The sequence below is a fragment of the Veillonella rogosae JCM 15642 genome, assembly GCF_002959775.1.
In the GTDB taxonomy this organism is placed as follows: Bacteria; Bacillota; Negativicutes; order Veillonellales; family Veillonellaceae; genus Veillonella; species Veillonella rogosae.
In genome coordinates this window covers 32,680-56,554 of sequence record NZ_PPCX01000004.1, presented here as the reverse complement: position 1 = coordinate 56,554, position 23,875 = coordinate 32,680, and the positions used below count along the sequence as shown (strand labels likewise).

The 23,875-nt window shown below is 38.8% G+C and carries 17 protein-coding genes and 1 tRNA gene; 1 reads left to right on the top strand and 17 read right to left on the bottom strand.

All coding sequences use genetic code 11. The features are described 5' to 3' along the window. Positions 1-96: 96 nt before the first annotated feature. From VRHSUH09_RS02390 to VRHSUH09_RS02350, 8 genes are all read right to left on the bottom strand, one after another. On the bottom strand, positions 97-846 hold the full coding sequence (locus tag VRHSUH09_RS02390; RefSeq protein ID WP_054748286.1) for a hypothetical protein: 750 nt from the start codon (positions 844-846) through the stop codon (positions 97-99). Between the two features lie 201 nt (positions 847-1,047). Beyond that, positions 1,048-1,138 (bottom strand) — tRNA-Ser (locus tag VRHSUH09_RS02385). A gap of 96 nt (positions 1,139-1,234) precedes the next feature. Beyond that, positions 1,235-1,843, bottom strand: a complete 609-nt coding sequence (gene epsC, locus VRHSUH09_RS02380) for a serine O-acetyltransferase EpsC (protein WP_105081267.1) — start codon at positions 1,841-1,843, stop codon at positions 1,235-1,237. A 100-nt stretch (positions 1,844-1,943) separates the two neighbouring features. After that, positions 1,944-2,858 (bottom strand): cysteine synthase A, encoded by a 915-nt coding sequence (gene cysK, locus VRHSUH09_RS02375; protein ID WP_105081266.1) that lies wholly within the window; start codon positions 2,856-2,858, stop codon positions 1,944-1,946. Positions 2,859-3,071: 213 nt separating this feature from the next. Further along, positions 3,072-3,698 carry a hypothetical protein gene (locus VRHSUH09_RS02370; protein ID WP_245875983.1) on the bottom strand — a complete coding sequence of 209 codons (627 nt, stop codon included), beginning with the start codon at positions 3,696-3,698 and terminating at the stop codon, positions 3,072-3,074. 235 nt (positions 3,699-3,933) lie between these two features. Beyond that, positions 3,934-4,431: a preQ(1) synthase gene (gene queF / locus VRHSUH09_RS02365; protein WP_004697960.1), complete on the bottom strand. Its 498-nt coding sequence runs from the start codon at positions 4,429-4,431 to the stop codon at positions 3,934-3,936. Positions 4,432-5,057: 626 nt separating this feature from the next. Then, on the bottom strand, positions 5,058-12,521 hold the full coding sequence (locus tag VRHSUH09_RS02355) for a two-partner secretion domain-containing protein (protein ID WP_245875982.1): 7,464 nt from the start codon (positions 12,519-12,521) through the stop codon (positions 5,058-5,060). A gap of 75 nt (positions 12,522-12,596) precedes the next feature. Next, complete coding sequence (locus tag VRHSUH09_RS02350; protein ID WP_105081263.1) at positions 12,597-14,294, bottom strand: ShlB/FhaC/HecB family hemolysin secretion/activation protein; 1,698 nt, start codon at positions 14,292-14,294, stop codon at positions 12,597-12,599. Between the two features lie 257 nt (positions 14,295-14,551). Between VRHSUH09_RS02350 and VRHSUH09_RS02345 the strand changes: the two genes are divergently transcribed. Beyond that, the gene (locus VRHSUH09_RS02345; protein ID WP_054748294.1) at positions 14,552-15,295 is read left to right on the top strand and encodes a stalk domain-containing protein; all 744 of its coding nucleotides are present in this window, start codon (positions 14,552-14,554) and stop codon (positions 15,293-15,295) included. Positions 15,296-15,422: 127 nt separating this feature from the next. On the opposite strand, the gene VRHSUH09_RS02340 is transcribed toward VRHSUH09_RS02345, so the two are convergent. The 9 genes from VRHSUH09_RS02340 to hisJ form a co-directional block, all read right to left on the bottom strand. Then, positions 15,423-15,833 (bottom strand): hypothetical protein, encoded by a 411-nt coding sequence (locus tag VRHSUH09_RS02340; RefSeq protein WP_054748296.1) that lies wholly within the window; start codon positions 15,831-15,833, stop codon positions 15,423-15,425. Between the two features lie 119 nt (positions 15,834-15,952). Next, a complete protein-coding gene (locus tag VRHSUH09_RS02335) occupies positions 15,953-17,569 on the bottom strand; it encodes an AsmA family protein (RefSeq protein ID WP_105081262.1) in 1,617 nt (538 codons plus the stop codon). 486 nt (positions 17,570-18,055) lie between these two features. Then, entirely contained in the window at positions 18,056-19,888 is a 1,833-nt protein-coding gene (locus tag VRHSUH09_RS02330) for a carbon starvation CstA family protein (RefSeq protein WP_105081261.1), read from the bottom strand. Between the two features lie 238 nt (positions 19,889-20,126). Next, a complete protein-coding gene (gene hisF / locus VRHSUH09_RS02325; RefSeq protein ID WP_105081260.1) occupies positions 20,127-20,894 on the bottom strand; it encodes an imidazole glycerol phosphate synthase subunit HisF in 768 nt (255 codons plus the stop codon). Positions 20,895-20,906: 12 nt separating this feature from the next. After that, a complete protein-coding gene (gene hisH / locus VRHSUH09_RS02320; RefSeq protein WP_054748299.1) occupies positions 20,907-21,533 on the bottom strand; it encodes an imidazole glycerol phosphate synthase subunit HisH in 627 nt (208 codons plus the stop codon). A gap of 208 nt (positions 21,534-21,741) precedes the next feature. Further along, positions 21,742-22,077 carry an aminotransferase class I/II-fold pyridoxal phosphate-dependent enzyme gene (locus VRHSUH09_RS02315; protein WP_054748301.1) on the bottom strand — a complete coding sequence of 112 codons (336 nt, stop codon included), beginning with the start codon at positions 22,075-22,077 and terminating at the stop codon, positions 21,742-21,744. Beyond that, complete coding sequence (locus tag VRHSUH09_RS02310) at positions 22,067-22,435, bottom strand: hypothetical protein (RefSeq protein WP_105081259.1); 369 nt, start codon at positions 22,433-22,435, stop codon at positions 22,067-22,069. The genes VRHSUH09_RS02315 and VRHSUH09_RS02310 overlap by 11 nt, the downstream gene beginning before the upstream one ends. A gap of 38 nt (positions 22,436-22,473) precedes the next feature. Continuing rightward, positions 22,474-22,863, bottom strand: coding sequence for a hypothetical protein (locus VRHSUH09_RS02305; protein ID WP_105081258.1), 390 nt, complete (start codon positions 22,861-22,863; stop codon positions 22,474-22,476). A gap of 117 nt (positions 22,864-22,980) precedes the next feature. Continuing rightward, positions 22,981-23,844, bottom strand: coding sequence for a histidinol-phosphatase HisJ (gene hisJ / locus VRHSUH09_RS02300; RefSeq protein ID WP_105081257.1), 864 nt, complete (start codon positions 23,842-23,844; stop codon positions 22,981-22,983). Between the last annotated feature and the right edge of the window lie 31 nt (positions 23,845-23,875).

Genomic DNA, 23,875 nt, shown 5'->3' with positions numbered 1-23,875 from the left:
AATGTACGGTTCGCATATTCCCCCATCACCTTGCGGCTACTTGTCATGAAGAGATGCAAGAAGATAGTGATAGGCAATATAACTCCTAATTAAGGGTTATAGAGTAAAGATCATCTCCGTTTGCATGCGCGCATCTGTTTTGGATTTCTTATCTTTGGAACCAGCGTAGCGAATGCGTACTTCGTTATTTACCTTAACGCGAGAGTCATCAATTTTAAATTTCTTCATTTTTTCTTTGATTTGCTCGTCTGTTAAGGCACGCTCTTCTGGTTTCGCTACTTCATCATTAGCTTTATCAAGAGCCTCTTGTTGATCTTGAGACACTTGGTAAGTCTTGCCAGATTTCTTAGCCTTTGCAGCACGTTTTGCGTCTAATTTTTGGCGACGCTCTTCGGTGATTTTCTTATCGCGAGCGATGCGGTAATCCATTACATCACGCATGTTTTCTTGGTAAATACGCAACGCATATTGGCGATCATTTTCGTTCATTTGCTCCCGTTTTGTCACCACCTCATCGATAAGAGGCATGAGCTCATCTTTTGTATAGCTAGTGCCATCAAAAGCAAAGCCATGAGTATCAGTAATAGCACCATGTTTGATAAGTGTTTGCAGTGCCGTATATGTCCAATCATTTGGCGTTACAACATCTGCACTTACATGGTGTTGTACTTTAGTAGAGCTGCTAATTGTCTCTACATCAGCACCGATACCATCAATCATAGGACGTGCGCTTGGGATAGCAATACTTTCAGCGTGAACGAAACCAACAGAGGCTACTAAGCACAACGCTCCAATCCCTAATGCACGACGGATAACATTCATTTGACGTGTATGTTTTGTATTCATAAGAGTCTCCTTAAAATTACATTTTATACAATCTATTATATGAGTACCCTTGTGATACGTCAACTCTATAACCTTACACACCTGTGTAATACAATAATTATGAGTCCCTAGATTCACCTGAATCATTGCAATAACAGGACCTATAAAATTAAATCATAGTATACAAAAAGACCTTACACCAGATGATGTAAGGTCTCTGCATGGCGGAGGATTAGGGATTCGAACCCTAGCGACGGTAACCCGCCCTAACGATTTAGCAAACCGTCCTCTTCAGCCTCTTGAGTAATCCTCCATGCTTTACTGGGTAATCATATCATACCCAATAAGGCATTGTCAATCGTATTATTTCAACATGGATTCGATGAACCAGATTTGTTTTACTACTATATTAAATATAGTATTCTATGTAGTCATCGGGGATTTTCTTTTCCTCAGCCTTACCGTTATTAGTACGACGAGGTTTACGGACATACATATTTTCTGGATCCGTTTCAAAGATAACCATGTCTTTAGGGATATCATGTTTAATAACAAGGTTACAACCGATTTTTGTGCGCGCCCCAATAGTAATATCCCCTAAGATTTTTGTGCCTGTACCGATGAGCACTTCGTCTTCGATGGTTGGATGGCGTTTTACCTGTTTAGAGGACATCCCCCCTAGTGTAACTTGGTGGAATAGTGTTACATTGTCACCTACGATGGCGGTTTCACCGATTACAACGCCCATACCATGGTCAATAAATAAACCGCGGCCGATCGTTGCACCTGGATGAATTTCAATGCCCGTTACGTGACGAGAATGTAATGCCACACGACGCGCTAAGGTTGGCCACCCTGCCTTATAGAGGCGGTGTGCAAAGAAATGCCAGAACAAGGCCGTAATATGCGGATACGTCCAAATAACCATCCACACACTTGTTGCGGCTGGGTCAGAATCCATTACGCGCTTAATATTATATTGAATTTTGCCCCATAATTCACGCAAACCTTGCATCATAGTGACTCCATCTCAAATAACTCTACTCATATAACATATAGTATACAACATATGTGGTCTGTATTCCTATACATAAGATGTTTTATCTATGCGAAATCCGTTATTTTACATATTCGTTATTAGCAAAATCCAAGAGGGATAAATATTTTTCTACCCCATCTGGTGCAATAACCACTATATTCGCCTTTGGTTCTTCTCGTGCAATGCGCTTAGCTGCTACGATAGCGGCCCCCGCTGAAAGTCCAATAGAAACACCGCTTTCACGCATAAAGGTTTGTACTTCGCTAAAGGCTTCTTCATCGCTTACAGTTTGTACGCCATCCATCAAACTTTGGTCGAAGTTCTCTGGAATGAAGCCCGCACCAATGCCTTGAATTTTGTGAGGACCACCCTTGCCTTCTGTAATGGCCGGAGATCCTGTTGGTTCCACTGCGATAGCTTTCAGATTCGGATTATGCTCTTTCAATCGTCTAGTAACACCTGTGAAAGTACCACCTGTACCGATACCTGCCACAAATACATCTACATTCGGCACTTGCTCTACGATTTCAGCGCCCGTAGTACGGTAATGCATATCTGGATTCGCAGGATTTACAAATTGGCCCAAGGTAAATGCATTAGGATATTTCTCTAAGATTTCATTTGCTCGTTCAAGAGCGCCCTTCATGCCCATTTCTTTTGGTGTTAAGATGAGCTGTGCACCGTACGCCTTAATAAGTTCACGACGTTCTTTACTCATGCTTTCAGGCATAATAATTACAGTTTTAATATGTAAGATAGCGCCCACCATGGCAAGAGCAATACCTGTATTGCCACTTGTAGCCTCTACGATGATGCTATCCTCATGGATACGGCCTTTCTCCTTGGCGTCTTGTAACATGCCAAGAACGGCACGGTCTTTCACAGAGCCACCTACATTATATTTTTCAAGTTTTACATAAATATTGGTATTTTGTAATTGATATACCGGAGTTTTACCAATCAGTTCAGTTGTTTGATTTGTTACTATGCTCATCTGATCCTCCCTCTAGCGACAGATGATAAAAATCGCCCTCAGGAATATCCCAAGGACGATATGTATTTCACCTTGTTACTCACTATACACTAGGTATAAACGTTTATGTATTCTGATTAATACAACCATACTCTAACACCTGAATCAATTCATTGTCAAGAGAATGAGAATAACTTTTAAAACCCAAAAAACACAGGAAATAACAAGGTTCATCTATTTACTTGTAAGCACGTCCACCACCACATCCCACGTGATAGGAACGAATATGATGGCTAAAGATAATCCAATAAAGAGAACGGCCCCCACCAGTACACTTAGACGAGGAACTAAGGGTATGACAACGCTCTTGGCCAATCTATATGCTTTACTCAAGTCATGATGTAGCGCCACATGGCCCCATAAGAAGCCTGCCAGTACATAGGAAATAATATAAGGATCAAGAATCACATGTGTCGCTAGTTCATTATTGGTGTGCATAATGCGGTTGATAACGGGTGAAACTAGTACATTCATTAGCATAGCAAGTACCTTGAACCACACAACGCAGACAATATATGTCCACATGCTCCGCTTGGTCATCCACAGCATGTATAGGAGTCCTATTATACTTGCCCCTAGCGAGCCCTTCTCGCTTTCCAGGTATCGCTCCATCCAAGATGGCGGCTTCTTGCCCGTCTCTACTTGACTGTAGTAAAAGGATAGATTTCTTTCACCATGGGCTACATCGACGAGTCCCAAAACTTGGAATACGACGAGCAAAAACAAGACCGCTACAACGATTTGGAAACTTTCACTAAAGAAAATATCCATAAAATCAACATTGAGATGGCTTATGTTCATAAGGTTGCCGTATATATCGTAAAAGGCTAGATATTCAGCATTTGTTAGGAACAGGTCCATAACAAATAGGAGCAATATAAAGATAATATATCCGTTCCATCGAGTCCATTTGCTTTGTGATTCTATATAGGTATTCGTCCCTACCATAATCGACGCAGGGTGTATAGACAAGGTCACACCAATCATAAAAAACATTATGAACGATGTGACCACTGTTAAATATTCGTATGCCATATTAACGGTATGCTACGCGCTCAGGCTGCATGTCGTGGAAATGAAGGCGCTCTTTTGCAGTCTTTTCCCACTCTGTACCAGGCTTGCCGTAGTTTGCGTATGGATCTATGGACAAACCACCGCGCGGCGTAAACTTGCCCCATACCTCGATGTACTTAGGGTCCATCAACTTCACAAGGTCTTTCATGATGATATTGATGCAGTCCTCGTGAAAGTCCCCGTGATTACGGAAACTAAATAGATATAATTTTAAAGACTTGGACTCTACCATTTTCTTATCTGGTACATAGGAAATGTAGATTGTCGCAAAGTCTGGTTGACCTGTCATAGGGCACAAGCTTGTAAACTCAGGACAATTAAATTTAACAAAGTAATCGTTATCAGGGTGTTTGTTATCAAACGCCTCTAACACCTGTGGTGCATAATCAGTAGGGTAATCGGTCTTGTGACCTAACATCGTTACCCCTTGTAACTCTTTTTCAGATCTGCCGGATGCCATAAGGAACCTCTTTCTATAAATGCTATAACTCTATAATTAGATATATTAAATAGTTCATGTAACACTTAATTATAGCATATAAGGAATCACTTATATCACTACATCCTCATGTAATTCATCAAAGGTAAAAGCATATTCTTCTACACGCACAAACTCTTCCCAATCATTATGTAATAAAAGGGACATATGAATTTTACCCTATACCTCAAATAATGGATAAGGAGCTATTTTGTTACAGCCCCTTTATTGTATGTAAAAATACAATACCTCTTTTAGCTAATAAGCTTTAATTTTCTAATACCTCATAAGTTTTATAGCAATTAATATCATAAAAAATACGATTAGAAAAACATATGTCATATTGAATAGATTATTAATCTCTTTAAACCCATTTTGCTTAAATGCTTGTATTAATAAGTTTACTTGTTTACGACTTAATATATATAAAACTATGTGCAATACTATCCCCGCTAGTATTGCTGCTTTTAGATTTCCTTCGTATCCACCAGTTATCATTGCGCTAATAAGAGCTATATCCATAAGAATAATTGGAATGGTACATATAATAACTCTGTAGATAAAAAATTTACTATACATTAATTTACACCTTCTAAATAAGATACACTTTATTGAATAGTAGTGTTAGGAAAATAAAATCGTTTCTTTTTATTTTCATCAACCTCTTCAAAAATTTTACCACCTATTGAAATCTCCCCTTCAGCATAAAGACCATTTCGAGAAACAGCTCCAGCTATTGTAGGTTTAACCTCTTCCTTTTTATCATTTTTGGTTGAATACATAACCTTTCCGGAAATTCCAATACCGCCTCGGATAGCTCCTTCTAAATAAAAATTATCATTTCCTAATTTATTAACAGACTCAAGTTCAACTACTGCTAACTTTCCTCCTGCTCCTATCCCAGGGTTTTCAGGATTAACTACTGCAAGCCCTTTAACCTGTATTACACCAACATTATGATTTGCTTCAGAAGAAATTAGACCATTCTTATAATGCCATAAATTTTCTTGCCCAGCTATAATAGTTTTTCCTCCATCAAGTATAACTCCCGACTTTAAGTCTGTGAGTGGGACCTTCCCATCAAGACCTGGGCCCTTATTTACCTCCTTAAAACGCCCTGTAAGCTTACCATGGATTACCTCCCCACTGCGACTAAATGCATAGTCTTCACCAATAGAAGCTAAATTAGTATCTGCTACTGCTACGGTTGCTTCACGATTAGTATAATAAGCTTTACCACCGTAAAGAACATAACGTGAAGTCATATATGGGTTAGGTGGATACACAGGGACCAATTGATCAGCCAAGGCATTGCCAAACTGGTCCTCTGTATATTGAGCCGGGTAAGTTGTATAGTAAAATTCTACAGGATCTTTACCAACTATCGCATAATTATGCCCTCCCACAGTCACAACATGCGCGCCCGCTTCAGCTAATCTATCTCCTTCATTAGCATAAACTTTAGGTCGATTCATCTCGTTTTGTTCTGTGTAGTAGCCATTACTACCGCTGTTTTTTTCTAAATGGACATTATTTAAACTATCTCGCCAATCATTAGAGGCCGGTTTATTATTTCTAGCTTCCATGAAGGTTACTCCAGATTTACTGCTAATAATTTTAGCGCTTTGAAATGCCTTTTGATCTTCAAACTCAGCTATAACATCATCACCTTGACTATAAATATATTTATTTAAAACATTATACATTACATCAGAAAATGATGTATTTATTCCATCCGTTAATACATCAGGGTCAGTTTGCTTTAATACTGAATAAACTCCATCTATAGATAAATAATTACTAGTTTTATAGATATGATTATGATAATGTTGAAAATCCATCAAACTATCATAATATGCTAGTTTTTTGATTAATATTGATTGATTATTCTTAAATGCAACAAGATCATTAACAAAATTAACCTGATCTCCATGTGTCAACCAGTTATTGGTAGTTGCAGATAAAGCAATACCACTCTCAGTAGAACCTAAAGATTTACCTACAATAGTACTAAACCATTTATGTATATTTCCATCTCGATGCTTATCTAATACTTTATTTAAATATTCATTCCCTGCACCAATTGCTAATCCATTCAAAGAATTTCCACCAGATAGATTAGAAACAAATGCACCAAAAGCACCATGTAATGCAACTTTATATGCACCACCCTCACTCCAATTCTTAGCTTCTTTTTCATATCTAGCTTTCATACCAGCATCAGTTTCTGTCTGTGCTTTTAGCTCGTATTTTATCTTTTGAGCAAATGCTAAATCACCAATAAGTTTAAAGCCTTCATCAGATACAGCATTAACGTATTCCATACGTTCTTTTACATCAGCCTTATCAAATATTGGTTTAATACTATTGAGTGCATGTTCAGTGTCTCTGTTAATAGTAGTAAGAGTTTTACCCTCTACTTCTACCAATATAGCATCGCTAATAGCAGATTTAGTGGTAGATTGGGCTTCATCTGATACTGGAATAGAAACTATCGGAGATAGCCCTAATGGGTTGATTTTACCGAGAATACCTTTTGCTGTCAATCCGGATGTATTCATTGCTATACCAGATTTCTTAGCCTTATAAGACGCTTCATTATGAAGGTCTTCCATAACTAGAGATTTGGTAGATAGCTTATTTTTTTCAGGTGTAGCCTTACTAGTTATAGTAGCACCTTTTAATGTTGTCATATTGCCAACAGTAATATTCACACCATCATGACCTGCATAAATACCAGATTGATCTGTAACACTTTTATAAGTACTATCAATATTACCTTTTACATTAACACCATTAATCGTAGGTTGAGATATAAAGTTTGCGCCAGAGATAGAAATACCCTTGTTCTTAGATGTTTCATGATAGATTCGACTGTCTTGCAAACTCTCTACAGTCAGATTATTACCTACTTTCGCCGTTACACCTTGTCCAGAGATAGTAGAACCGATAAGGTTAGTATCATTGCCACTTTCGATAGACACATTGTTAGAACCTACAACATGTGTACCAGTATAAGTTGTAGTATCTTCTATGCCATTTTCTGACCCTTTATAAGCGGAAGCCGACCAGCCTACGAGCCCACCAGTTCTCATACCAATATTAGCAGAGACATTCCAGCCACTAGACTTACTATTTGTTTCAATACGTTGCGTATTTGAACCTGCCTCTAGATTAATATTATTGGAAGCAGCTAATTTTACATTCTTCCCTTTGATTTGTTCTCCAATCGCAGTAATATTACCTTTAATTGAATCTGTACTATTAGCATGAATCAAGACAGTTCCATCAGAGTCAATAGTCCCACTAGAATACGTATGACGTTCTAACTTCGACTCAGCTACACTTTTACTAGATCCAATACCTATTTGTACATTAATAGCTCTATCTATGGCTCTATCAGTAGCTTTATCAACCATACCTTTATTTTCTTCCAAATCACTTCGTTTTTTCATTAGCAGTTCTTGCTTAGATTTAAGCTCTGCTAACTTAGTCGTGTCTGTTGCTGGCGTGCTAGCTATATCAGTATTGATACGCTCCAATTGTGAGTCAATAGTTCTCATTTGGCCATTATAGCTTCTATCAACAATTCGCTTTGCTTCGCCAATGGCAGAAAGCAATCTATCGCTCGATTGTTTACCTTCTAATGATTTAAAATGATTATTTTTCCTATTAGATGCACTATGTTGTTTTTTGACAGCACTATCTAATTTTTCAACAACACTGCCACCTAAACTTACCGTTAAACCAGAGGACTTTTGCTCATGACGCTCCTCTTGTTTATACACGTCATCTTTACCATCTAATAGTATATCTTGACCTACAATGATAACACCATCTTTGCCTACCGCATTTGTAGTAGTCAAATGAACTGTATCACCAGCTTGTACAGTAACCTTACCATCAGTAGATCCTAAAGTAGTGGCTTTATGAGTAGTTTCATCGATATAATAGTTATCTTTAGATTGTTTTTTACCAATCATGATACCCATGCCAGCACCCATAATACCAGATTTTTTGACATGTTTAGATGCGGTACTTAGCGTATGCTCTGCTGCTGCATCAGTTATTACATTATGACCTGCTAATACAGATGTTCCTGCAGTACTCACCACATTAGAGGATGTAAGTGTCACATCATTATTAGCACCCACCACTACAGTGTGACCACTAAGTGTGCTCATTAATGCATTTTTAGATTCATCATTCGTTTTGATCTTAGTTTCTTTTTTATTAAGAAGACCTTTTTCTTTGTATTTTAACGCAAATGCATCCTTAGATTCACTGTATCCATTTTCAATAGATACGTCATGTTCACCAATGACTTTTACAGCACTAGAGTCACTGCTAACGGTCAAATTACGAGCCTTAACATCATGTTTAGCACCAATAGATATATCTCCACCAGCTTCTATTGTCGTTCCTAGCTCAGTTTGACGATAGGTTCGTAAATAATTATCGCCATCTTGAGTCATATCTTTTTTAGCAGTAAGAGTATCTGTAGTACTATTAATATCATGTCCAGCTGTAATAGTGATAGCACCTTCTTTACCCAATGCTTCGATAGTTGCACCACCTAGGTTTACATCATTGTCAGCAGAGACAATCATAACTCCTTTATCGCCAGTTACGGCAATACCTGCTGTTTTATGTAAAACATCTTGGTTTGTTAAATGTTCAATGGAATTGTTAAAAGTGATATTCTCTTTTGCTTGTAATTCTACAGCATCACGCCCTACAACTTGACCTTGTTGGTAAATATTTCTATCCGATTGCAAACCAACTTTTTCTGCATTAATGTGACCACTATTAATGATATCTTTATCAGTAGCAAGAATTACTGTTTTACCTTGAATAACACCTTCATTACGGATACTTTCCTTTGCATTCATAACTAATGCATTAGCGCTAATTAAGGTTCCATCAGTATGTAACTGTAAACCATTACTTTGTTTAAGGTATACCTTAGGATAGATTACCTCAACAGGTTTTCCCTCTACCATAACAACATCTTTTACAAGCCAGACCATATCACTAGTGAGACTAGCTGCTTGTTCTGCCGTCAGCGCTACACCTGGAGCAATACCATGTTGTTTGGCGTATGCAATACCAGCATCCATTAAGGCTTTAAATTGATTTTCATCATCTGTATACCCGTCAAGGAATCTATACCCTGTACCAGAGACAATCTGATTTCTAACTAAGGTCTGCTCATACAAGCCATCGCCTAGTCGTTTTTCAATATTCTCAGGCTTTGTCTTCATCTCTTTATACATATAATCAGATGATAAAAAGGCTTTTTTATTTGTAAATTGTGGATCTGTTTCAACTACATAGTTAGCAGTACTTTCAGGATGTATTCTATACAAAGATTCTGTAGGTAATTCTAAAATGTTAGTTCCTGCAGTTGGTTTAGAGGTATCATTACTGCTATCTTGTGCAAATGGATTTAAGAAGTCTTGTACCTCTTTACGGTGATTAGCCCCTACCTCACCTTTTGCCTTACTATTTTTGTCTTCTTTCTTGCCTACCCCAAGTGATATTGGATTCTCTTTGTCTACTTGTGGCGTCATAAATAATTGACCCTTATAACCTCGGCGCCAAGATTTATGTGGCCATCTTCTTTTATAAGTATACGTAGCTTCTGTAGTGCCAAATGTATTAGTCACTTCTTGATTTTCTTTTGCAACTTGATTAATAGCACCCGTAGTAGCTAACGTACCACCTACAATCATTTGACTATTTTCATTAGTACCATTTCCAGTAAATGACATATCTCCACCAAAGCGTACTACACCTGGTGTACTATTTTTTACTTCTTCATGAGAAGTCATGGTCTTAGTTCGAATTATAGTATAATCATTAATTTTTTCATTAGCCACACCAGAGATTTTTTGGTTATGCAATTGAGCCTTTGCATTATGAACTTTAATTTTATCATTCAACGTTGTCAAAATTGGCTTAAATTGTGCATCCCATGCCTCTTGTTCAGGACCTGCTGTTTGAGGACGCTCCGTCGTCATAGATGTAATGCCAAATTCCTTAAAAATTGGATCATCATAGGCATATGACGGTACTTGTGTGCCAATATATTCTGCCGGAATTGGTTCTTCACCAGCCGCTTGCTCTTCAGGTGTAATTTGTTCTACAGTAACATATTCTGCAGCTTCATAAATTGGCATAGGTGATGATTTTCCATGATCATGATAGGCACCATAGCCGCTAGTTAAAGAACTAAACTCAGACTTTTTAAAGGCTTGACCACGCTCACTGTGGTTTTTATCTGTAATTAAAATCTGATCTTCTTGCTCTGTAAGCATAGCATCATTACTTGCACCCGAAAGACCTTTTTCAATTTCAGGACTAACTCGTTTTGCTGTAAAAGAAGAGTTCTTATTTTGATAGTCTTTACTTCGGATGACACCTTTTCCTAATCCCTCAATAGTACCACCAATGTTGTGCAATGTGTCGCGACCATCCAATGTCATAGTATCACCACTATATATAAGAGATTTTTCTCTATTTAAAATGGAGTCCGCCTCAACAGTAACATCTTCTCGACCTGCTATAGTACTTCCTTTATGAGCAGATAATTCCTCTTGTACTAACTTAACAGCTTTAAGTTTTTCATCATATACTTGAGATAGTTCTTTGATTCGGTTCAAATATTCATCTTGTTCAGTTTTTGATGTAAAAGCTGTAGTATCTACAGCATAGGCTGCTTCAAGCTTATCTTCTGCAGCCTTCATATCTGCCATAGCAGCATCTAATTTGGATTCTAACGCTACATTCTTACGGTTTTCGAGCACCTTAGTTTCTATCGCTACTTTTCGACCATAAATGCGACCATTCTCTGTATTATGTAGTTCTTTACTATTAATTGTTGTAGTACCACCAGATACAATCACCGCATTAGTATTACGAACAGTACCTGCCTCAATAGACAAGGAACCATTATCTGTCACAGCGCCCTGCGTATTAGCGCCAGCTGCCATTGTATTTTTGTTAGTTAAGGTTTCTTTTACCTTAACATGTCCATTTTTAGCGGATGTAATATGCCCTGTATTATTTAACTCTTTTGTTTCTAAACCTAACTCTCCACCAGAAGCAATTGTCTTTGTATTCTGTATAGAGTTTGCTTTAACTACGAGACTTGTATCAGATTGAAGTGTCCCATTAACAGATAAATGACCATTAGCATCGACAGAAACAGATTGAGTCCCTGCGACTACGCCATTAAGATTAACACCTACACCAGCTTCGGTACCAACCATAGTAATATGATTTGCATACATCCCACCAACTGCAGCCACATCTAAGCCAATACTTGGCTTTGTTTCAGTAGACGACAAATCTAAAGCTGTAGCCTTTAAATTCTTGGCGTCAATATTATTTTTTCCAGTACGAGTATTGAGTTTATTTGCCCAAACACCTGCATTTACATCAATAGTTCGTGCCAAGATAGACACAGAATCTGCACGTTTCCCATCAAGACCTTTACCTTCAATAGAGACTTTGCCTTGTTCTACACGGTAATTTTGTAAATTTCCAGCACTATCTAATTCTGGTCTACCTGTAGTTAACACAGCATGCTCCGTATTGAGGAAGCCTCCACCATTAACTGTAATGCCATTAGGGTTAGCCACAACAACGGAGGCTTTTTGCCCCGCCACTTCTAAATAACCATTCATAGTTGTCGGTGTATCTGATGTAACTTGGTTTACGATAACCTTTGCAGTACCATTCACCATGTTGCTATTACCTTGCACATAGCCAGCAAGTTCTGTTTTACTCGTTACATATGAGTTATTTAAAATAGCCCCTTGTTTCTCTACATTAAATTGATCATATTTATTCATAGAGACGCCACCATTAGTAGGGGCCGTCACGTTAACTAGTGGAATCTGATTAGCTGTTTCCTGAACTAACGGTCGTTCAGTAATAACAGCATTATTATCTGGCGTAATTGGTGCAGCCAACACCATCGATTGAGATGCTACAAATACACCAAAGGTTAGCCAAGACATTATCTTTCGTCCTAGCGTACGTCGTTCTTGATTTGTTTTACACATACAACTCTCCAATTATATAAATACTAGCTCAACACATGCTAGTTCAACACATATACAGTCTTAATTATATTGAGATTAGAATCTGTACCCTACGGTAAATCCGCTATAAAACTTTTTCGTATGATAGCCTTGCGGTTTATATAAAGGGGTACTAACAAATGCATCAAACAGTAAACCTGATGCATAGTTACCCCGTACACCAAGCGCAGTACCTGCAATTGTTTTACCGACTAGAGATTCTGTACTTTTACCATATACAGCCCCAACATCAAAACCAAGATATACTTCTGTATTAAGGCGAGGAATAACAGATGATACTTCATTACGTACATACCAACCACTATCGCCCATAAGTGTATATTCGCCATCGAAGCCATAGATACTATATCGGTTACCAATATTTATAGTGTCTACGCTATACAGTCTTTTACCACCTTGAACCCACTGTCCATGGAACGAAGACGTAAAGGATGCAGGTCGATGGCCCATAACAAATGGTTTTCGATAATCTACATCTACAAGCCACATATGATATCTAGATGTAGGACCACCCATGGCAACAGAAGCCTTATGTTCAGGTTGTGCGCCAAGTGCACCTATCCCCCATTGGAACCCTAAACGAGAGTACAGCGTAGCATTCCCAATATATTTACGGTTAGAAACACCAAACTCCATTGAAGTGGTACGTAATGCTTGCACAGGTATTTCCATATCATTGATAAAGCGATGATTATGCCGTGTGCTAATAGAAATATCAAAGGCACGTTTTTCACGTTGTGTACGCGTCCAAACATGATTCCATTTCGTCTTCATAGTAGTGGACTTACCACTATATATGAAATCATAAGGATTAGATTGAATAGTTTGATGATATCTTGATTTAGAAAAACTTAAACTAAACGTATCTTTTCCATGAGGTATCACATAATTAAGACTAGCTGCACGAGTTCCTTTTATATTACCCGAACCACTAAGGTCACCTGATAGCGACAAAGTAAAGGTATCATTAGCTCTAAAAACTTGGTCAAAAGATGATGTAAAACTACCTTGATATACCCCTGTAGACTCTAGACCACTATTATCGAAGCTAATTGATCCATGTACTGGTTTATCTTGTTTAATCGATAGTTCAATAATAGAAGTACCAACAGATGTACCTGGAAGTAACTTCATTGTTACCGATTGAGATGATACCCGTTTCATCTGCTCTAGGCCTTGTTCTACATCTCGGATATTAAGGATATCTCCTGGACGCACAGGAAATGCAGTGCGCCAAGGACCATGAGCCGAAGAATCACTATATTGAATATCTTCCACTCGACCAGGCATAACCATAAATTGTAAGGTTCCAGCATTTAAATTTTGTTCTGGAATATATACCTGAGAAGTAACATAGCCTTTGTCTAGTAATTTACGTTGAAAGGCATTACGAATATTAGTAATATCTGATACAGTCACATGTTTTTGCTCATGCTTACGAGCAATCTTATTTAGAAACGATAATTCTTTAGGCACACCATCTAACTGTATTTGCTTAATATAAAAAGACGTACCATTCTTATTTGAAGGTACGTCTATAAGTGCCGGCTCACTGACAACGGTCCCCACGCGTTCCGCATCGAGGCGAAGATTACGTTCTCGTTGAGTATCTCGGTCTTTTTGTAATTGCTCTTGTTGAGTTATAGATATAACAGGATCAGCTGCCTGTATCATTAAAGGCATAGACAGGCTATATACACCTAAACTCAGAAGAACTAAGCGTTTTATATTCACAAAACTCTCCTATAAACATACTCTAACAACACCAATCATGACAAATTCATGAAATACGTATCATCAGAATAACATAATTAAAGTTTTCTTGTAAAGTATAAAATTATTTTAAATATAGTCTAATTAAAACTATTAATAAATGAATAAGATATACACTTACATTAATTGCATAAAATTTAAGTTTATAATAAAATTTTCATATACATTTGGTAACGTTAATACATTCAAAGAAATATAACACCTTATGGAGGTCCCTTATGAAATTAAAACAGCTTATTTTATCTAGTATCGCTGTAGCTGCACTAGCTTTCACATTTGGCGTTGCACAGCCTGCCCAAGCAGCTATTGGCATGGAGAATCCTGGTCCCGCGATGAACCTTGAGAAACCTGTATCTGTAACAACACAACATCACATTAATGTAGATGGCAAGGTAGTTGAGCCTATTAATGGTCAGCAAAACGTAATCTATGTAGACGGCCAACCGCTCGTAGCATTGCGCCAAGTATCTGAAGCATTGGGCTATAAAGTAGCTTGGGATGAACCTACTAAGACAGCATTGGTAGATATGAATATCGCTACACTAGCAATCCAACCAGACTCTGCTGAAGTAGTACGCCATGGCAAATTAAAGATTATCAACCTTGATACATCTGAATCCTTCTTACCAGCAGCTCGCAAGGTAGACGGAACTATCTTTGTAAAACCACAAGTATTCAAATTATTGTTGAACCAAGTAAACATTACAAAGGACGAAATCTTCATCGCTCCTCAACGCGCACAATTGGCATCCACTACAAACACAGAGGTATCTCATAAGAATGAACTCAACACCTTCTTACCGCCATCCCAAAAGGACGTAAAGAAAAAAGAAGATCCAAAAGCGACAGAAAAACCGCTTATTAAAATCAAAAAAACATTGGCTAAAGACTCTGCAACTACAACAAATACAGAGGCTACAGAAAAGTCTGAATACCAACGTCCAAGCGGCTTAGATCGCTAATTCACAGACATACAACAAAAGGTCCCCAATGGACTGCTCCCCCATTAGATATAATCTTAGGGTGTACAGTCCATAAGGGACCTTTTTATTCTGTAAAAGTAACTAAAAATGACTATTTCAAAATTAATTATTTGCCAAAACCATAGCGGTTAAGTGATGTATTACCATTGCCATAAATAGCCATAATCTTCGCCATGAAATAATCAGCCATTGCTACAGAGTATGCTGCAATATCATTGTAATCAGAATATTTAGGGGCCACATTAGTAGTGTTAACGCTTTCAATAGTTACAGTTTTATTATTAGTTACAGGTGCTGTAAGTTTGTTTGTATTAGTAGTAGGTGCAGGATCTGTAACTGTTACAGTCGAACCCATGGATGGATTAACATAACCTGTTGGAGTGGATACTGGTGGGCGTTGGGAATCAGTATATTTATAGCCATAAGAAGCGTCTGCTTGTTGTGGTGCTAGTGTAGCAACACCTAATGCAAGTACAGATGCAGCCAAAACGATAGAGAATTGTTTTGATACTTTCATAAAAACCTCCGTGAATACTAAAATGTGTTTTATCAAAAATTCTGATAACGGAGAGTTATTATAAACCTATCACTTAAACACCCAATGAAAGATTGTAAACATCATTTATATTTCATTTATCAATTAATTTTAATACTTTCAACGCTATCTTTTACGGAATCCATTTGTCGTTTCAAATCTTTAATAGATCCTTTTACATCGTCAGGAATCTTGACATCTTTAAGACCTTTGGCCGATTCCGAGGCACGCTTACTATTTTCACTAGCTTGCTTCATGCCCTCTTTAATTTGGTCCATATTCTCATCTAGATCATCAAATGAGTCTTCATCATAGAGAATAAAATTACTGCCCCCGTGGGACGTAATATTGAGTGGCCCCATCGTGAGCTGCCCATCATCAATACGCAACGCATTCGTGGAAATTGTAGTGACCCTCGTATTTACTTTCACATCACTAAAGGAGAGATGACGCCCCTTATTGTGAAAGTTCCCTGTAATGCTTTGAATAGGTATGAGCATATAGTGACCTTCACCAGACCAGAAATTACCCCACACCTCCATATCACGAGGCATGCCTTCGCTTTTAAAGTTCAAATTAGCAGATACAGGCACAAGAAACTCTGGCGTCTTAAGGGCTACACTGCTGTCTAAATCCTTTGCTACGCCAGTAATCGTATAGGCACGAGTGTCCAAATTATAAACACCTTTCGCCTCTAGTTTCCCGTTGAACACATTGGCATTGACGTTAGAGAAGTTCAATATACCATCTTGGTATGTCACATCGCCTACCACATTATCAAAGGTCAATGCAGGAATTCGCAATATAGGCATCGTTACCCGACCTTTAGCAAAAGGTCTGTTAAAGTCACCCGTCACCTCTGTGAGCAAGGTCATGGCATCGTGGATATTCTCACCGAATCCAAGGGATGATGGATCTACGCCTTTCACATCAAACTGTAAATCCAGCTGAGGCATGCGATGTTTTAGCACATCTTTTAAGTCTACTCTACCTTTTAAAACAAGTCCATCACCAATAGCAGTGCCGCCAAATTTACCAGTCTCCATATCAATATGTATAGCACGATTACTATCTAGGACTATCCTAGCATTTACATCCTTCATCACATAGTGACGATTGCGATCAAAAATCTCAAGTTGGTTGTTTCGCAACTTAATTGTTAGATCTAAATGTTGGCCCTCCCAATTAAAGTTTCGCACCCGCTTACCTAACTCCTCTTGTCGCTCTTGAGTAGTCTTTCTAGGTACCTTAGGGCGTGGCGCTACCTCATTAAGAGGCTTCTTTACATCAGGCGATGGTGGAACAAAATCGATTCGGTTGTTTTCATCCAAATCGACGACGATGACCGCATCATCTAGCTCAATACCATTAATAGCGGAGGCTTTAAAGTTGTGCGTCACCACATCCCACATGTTAACTCGTATCTTACCGCTAGGAACTGTTACTAGTTTTCGCCCATCGGGATCCGTCCATACTAAATCAGTAAAGGATAGCGTCCCCCACGGCGTGGCAGATAAACTTTCGACAGTAACAGTACCGCGCATCATGGTCTGGCGGGCCATAACCTCGTTAAAGATAACGCCCATCCCGCGACTAGCAATGGTAGCCAATACAAAGAAAACGATCGCTCCAATGGCAAGAAAAGCTGCAATGCCTTTAAGGCCCTTCTTATACAATTGTTTATATTTTGTCCAATAGGAACGTATATAATGTTTCATAGCCTTATTATATCATGTTGAGGATGTAAGTATTATTTTGATTGGTCTTGTTATATTACTACACTTAGATTGAAAAGGAGAGCCTATACCTTCTTCGCTCCAAAGCGAGCTAAGTCGCTTATCCGGTATAGGCTCTCCTTTTCATAACATTAGTTATAAAGATGTCCAATCAAAATAAAATTATTCTCTAAATGCTAATAATAAGGCTCTGAAGCATTAAGGGAAAAGCAGTAAAATTAAATATCTATTTACGTACATTTCAAGTCACATTGGGCGTCATATATGAGACTTCAAGGTATACATAGGTTGATGGGACTAATGTTTACTAAACGTAATAAAAAGCGTTGCCTATACCGTATGAGCGACTTAGCTCGCTTTGGAGCGAAGAAGGTATAGACAACGCTTTTTAATTTAAATGTCGAGTTAAAGTTGGGCCCCATCAACCTAATGCTAATAGCTTAAGAATTGACGCCCAAGTTAAGGAAATTACGCTTTTACGCCTTTGCCGTATTTTACAAGGCTTTCAGCTTCAATTTCTTCTTGAGTGCGATAGTCTTGAGGGATATTAGACAAGCGAATCCAGCTGCGAACTGCTTCTACTAATACGATAAGGATCATGAGGAACATGGCAGCACTGAATGCTACTAGGATCCATTTACCAGCTGGGATATAGCTGTTAAATACGTTTTCAAAGTCTGCAGCAATAGCAACGATAGCCATTAGGATACATGGAATACCTGTAACCCATGCATAGCGTTTGCGGCCAAGTCGCATAATAACTGTAGTACTTACAGCCAATGTCATAGTACCTAATAATTGGTTAGATACGCCGAATAGAGGCCAAATAATACCGATGTTACCTTGTAGAACTAGGTAGCCCCACAAGATACAAATTAAAGCTGCACAACCATATACGCCAGGAGCCCAATGTTGGTCGTTGAATTTAGGATGGAAATGACCTAATAATTCTTGAAGTAAGTAACGACCTACGCGAGTACCAGCATCGATCAAAGTCATGATGAACAAGGCTTCGAACATGATACAGAAGTGATACCAGTAACCCATCAAGTGATCCATGTTAGGCAATCTGGAGAAGATATGAGCCATACCTACTGCAAGGGATACGGCGCCACCAGGACGATGCATCAAGTCTTCCCCAACCATTGCGGACAATGCTGGCAATTCATGTACTTGAAGACCTAGTGCTTTAAAGGATTCTACTGTGGAGTTAATAGCAAAGTAATCGTCTGGATGCAATGCAGTGGCTGCAATCAACGCCATCATAGCGATGAAACCTTCTGTTAACATCGCACCATAACCGATAGGTAAGATTTCTCTTTCATTAGTAAGCATTTTAGGTGTTGTACCTGTAGCAATTACTGTATGGAAACCAGATAACGCACCACATGCGATAGTAATGAAGATGTAAGGGAATACAGAACCTTTCAATACAGGACCGCCACCCCAGATATATGGAGTAACAGCTGGCATTTGGATTTCAGGCATTACGATGATAATACCGAGAGCCAAGGCGCCAATTGTACCGATTTTAAGGTATGTAGATAGATAATCACGAGGAGCGAGCAATAACCATACTGGCAATGCTGCTGCAAAGAAGCCATACACAGCAAGCATAATTTCAATAGTTTGCAAGTCGTATGTGAACCAAGAAGCATATTCGCTAGCTGCGATGTTAGGACCGTAGATAATGCCTACGAAGATTAACGCTACACCAATGATAGTAGCCTCTTGGATTTTACCAGGACGCAACCATTTTAAATAAATACCGATAAAAATAGCAATTGGAATTGTAGCGAATACGGAGAAGAATCCCCAAGGAGAGTTATGCAATGCGTTGGCTACTACTACGGCCATACCAGCGAGGGTAATAACCAATAGGAACAAGGTAGCAAGCATAGCACCGAAACCAGCTAGTTTACTGATTTCTTCGCGCGCAATATCCGCGATTGACTTACCGTCATAGCGAACTGAAGCGAACAAGATAACCATGTCATGTACAGCACCGGCTAATACGGAGCCGATAAGGATCCATAAGGCACCAGGCAAATACCCGAACTGGGCTGCAATAACTGGGCCTACGAGAGGGCCTGCACCTGCAATGGCTGCAAAGTGATGACCAAAGGTTACCCATTTGTTAGTTGGCACGTAATCGTGACCATCGTTGTGAATCATAGCCGGCGTCGGACGATATTGGTCCAAGGTCAACACCTTAGCCGCTATGAAAGCCCCATAAAAGCGGTATGCTAGAATCAGAATACACGCGGAGGCAATAACTAAGTAAATACCATTCATAACCATATAAACACCTCCATTTGTTTCGTGACATGGAGTATATGAAAATTCTGATAAAACTTATGTTTCCATGCCACTTTGGCTTCTAAAAATGTTAGTACTTACACTTTCATTGTATAACTAATCATGAGAGTGTCAACTACTATTTAGTCATTTTGAAAGCCCTCTATAACTTAAAGACATAACAAAAAGGCATCCTCCACATAGGAGAACGCCTTAATAAGTGTAGAAAAATAGTTTATATCTATAGTCTTACCACGATACCAGCTTCGTGGAGAGCCTTCTTAATATCTTTTATAGTTAACACTTTATTGTGTAACAATACGCCAGCAAGGGCACCTGTTACATTCGTTTTTGTAAATAAATCCACAAAATGCTGTACATTACCTGCACCACCGAAAGCTGTTACAGGAACATCTACTACTTCGGCTAATGCTTGGTATAATTCAATATCAAAGCCAATGCCTGTGCCATGTCTATCGATGCTTGTAACCAACAATTCACCTGCACCGCGTTCTACAGCCTCTTTTGCCCATTCAAGAGCATTTCTACGCTGTCCAGATTCACCTACCTGACCATGACCATATGCATACCATACCTTATCAAAAGGATTATATTTTACATCAAGACATACAACGATGCCTTGGTTACCGAACTTTTTAGCCCCTTCTGTAATAAGGGATGGATTAGCCAAAGCGGCGGTATTAATGGAAATCTTATCAGCACCAGCTTTCATAAGAGCTGTCATATCCTCAACAGAGGTGATGCCACCACCAACAGTAAGCGGCATAAATACCTTATCAGAGGATTTAAGAACCATATCTGTGAAAGTTTTACGACCCTCTGTTGTAGCCGTAATATCTAATAATACAAGCTCATCTGCGCCTTGTATTTCATAACGTTCTGCACATTCTACTGGATCCCCTGCGTCAACCATATCACGGAATTGTACGCCATTCTGTACGCGGCCATTCGCCACGCTAAGGCAAGGGATAATACGTTTTGCTAACATTCAGTCGTCCTCCTATTTTTTTGAGTCTGCGTAAGCTTCTGTAATATTACCAAACGTACGCAACAAATTCAGACCTACAATACCACTTTTTTCAGGATGGAATTGCATTCCATACACTCTGCCACGTTCAACTACGCCAGGTACATCGATACCATAGTTAGCTGTGGAAATGATATATTCAGGATCTGTATCTACATAATAGGAATGAACGAAATAAGTATATTGATCGTCTACATTACTAAAAGGACTATCTTGATGATGAACTACATTCTTGTTCCAGCCCATGTGAGGCACACTGAGACCAAGATCGCGAGGAATTTCTTTTACCTTGCCAGGAATAAGACCTAAACCTGGAGTTGGACCGTACTCTTCGGATTCCTCAAATAATAATTGCATACCTAAACAAATGCCTAATAGTGGAATTTCACGCTTTACTACTTCATGAAGTACATCGACTAAGCCACGTTCTTTTAGAACTGCTACTGCCGATGCATACGCGCCTACACCTGGCAAGAGAACGCCATCAGCGTTTAATATAACCTCAGGATCCGCTGTTAGCACTGCATCGAGGCCGATGTAGGCAAAAGCTTTCTGGACGTTAAATGTGTTCCCTGCGTCATAATCTATAATGGCAATCATAATAAACTCCTTTCAACCGCCTTAATGAGCCCTAGAGAAAATACTAGGGCTCAAACATTCACGCATTCACGTTGTTTTCGATATATATATTCGTCAAAGGAAAAAGAAAGTCCTGCCTATAGATTGCGTAAAAGCTAAACTCCATTCTATAGAATGAAATTCGATATCAAAACGGTTAAATTATTAGTATATATGATAGATTCTACATTTATTTATTCACAAATTGTTTTAATATGTGACGCATTACATCTCCATCTTGAGCCATCGGAATAGTAAGGCGCAACCAACCTTCTCGTTGACCTCGGCGCACTTGATACCCTTCTATTAGCCACGCATCAGCAAGGCCATCTGCATCCGCATCAGGAGCCTCAAAGAATATAAAATTCGCTTCGCTCTTGTAATAGTGAATTCCTAGCTCATCAAATAGAGCCTCCCATTTAACTCGTTCCTCTGCATTTTGAGATACTGTTCTCGCCAAAAACGCTTGATCATCGAAGGCTGCCTCTGCGGCCACTTGGGACAAGGTATTGAGATTATAGGGCAAACACACCCTGATGTAGAAGATCTACATCATTATAAATCAAATTTGTTATTTCAAACTTATCATTTAAAGTAAAACAGCCTTTTAATTCATTATAAGAAAAGGAATATCCATTCATACTTTCACCATGGATAGAGATAACAGACATGGGGGCAACTACCACATCAATGGGTACTGCATAACGTCCTAGTTGATCGATTACAAACTTAGCTTGTGCTCTGTCACACGCCAAAATCTGGCCCAAATCATATATGGCTTGATTTTCCTTTTCCTTCCATTCATCATACTTCTTGCGTTGTCTACTATTATAGAGTATACCAATAAACATAATAAGGGTTAGGATTTTAAGTATTATCTCCATACGTTCTGTTCCTCTAAAATGCCTAATTAGCTAATACATTAAAAATTCATAAAAACAATTACAGTCATACAGACTAGCATATACGGAATGAAATAAAGATAAAGCATGTTAGCAGAACGGCATAAACGTTCTTTTTCAGAAGCCGATAAATCTGTAACCGCTTTAGCAACTTTATTTCTAGAATAAATATCACCTAATACTGCCAATAAAAAGATTACTGCGAATACTCTTGTCCCCCACAAGGTCTGTCCCCAAGAAATTACAGTATATGCTACCACAGCGAGACCTTTTATTAACTGAAAAATTTTAATTGCTACACTCTTCTTTAAATCAATATTATTTAATCGAAAAGACTGCACTTTAAAAACATCGAATAAGTATATGAAAAATACGCAAATTATTATATATGTTCCAGCACTATAATTCATATTATCTCCTATAATACTTAACGATTCTGTGCATCTAAATCACGGTAATATATAAAAAAGGCCTATACTTTCACCCATATGTTACATAGAACAGAGCCAAGTATAGACCTTTTGTAATTATCCCCAAATTTTTTCTATATCTGCCACGCTATGTGCATCAGAGCCAAGTACGAATGGCACACCGATAACGGCTGCCATGCCTTGGATGAAGCGGCTTGGATACATTTCACGGCAATCTGCTTTGAAGAAGCCACTCATGTTGTAGTCTAGTTCGCGCCCTTGTACGCGCATAATATGCAAGATATCGCTTACCACCTGCGCATTGCGGCGATCCAAGTGCCGCTCAAAACCAAAGTGGTGTTGGTATTTCTTGATCAAATCAAAGTGACCAATTCGTTTTGGCGTATATTCACCGAGGTCAGCGCGCACGGCTTGGCGCACAGTAGAGTAATATTTGTAATATAACTCATATTGCTTTTGAATCCACGGACCAAAGCCACGCTCAAATTCTTTAGGGCTGTAGTCTAAGCAATAAAAGGCATTATTAACGCCTTCCATAAAGTGAACAGATAAAATATTATCATCCGTCAACGGACCGTAGCGATCAAGGAACTCTTGAATATCCGTCTCAAAGCCTGGAATGTAATCCACTTCAAAGCCAAGGGAGATGTCGATATGCGTGCCATAAGCACGTTGCAATTGACGGCCTAATTCTAGATAGGAATCTACTTGATTCAATTTCAAAGACGCCGTGTTATAAGCCTTTTTATCGCCACCGTATTCAGCAGCAAATCCCGCAGGCAATGGTGCATGCTCAGTGAGACACACCTTTTCAATGCGCAACTCGATGGCCTTTTCAATCATCAACGCAGTGCGATCGCCACTACCATGGGGACACAATTCTGTATGTACATGACCGTCCACAAGTCGGCTGCGATACTTGCTATAGCCAACGAACTGTCGTTCATCTTTCATGTTCATTCAATCACCCTATTCGCCCTAACCCGTAGCG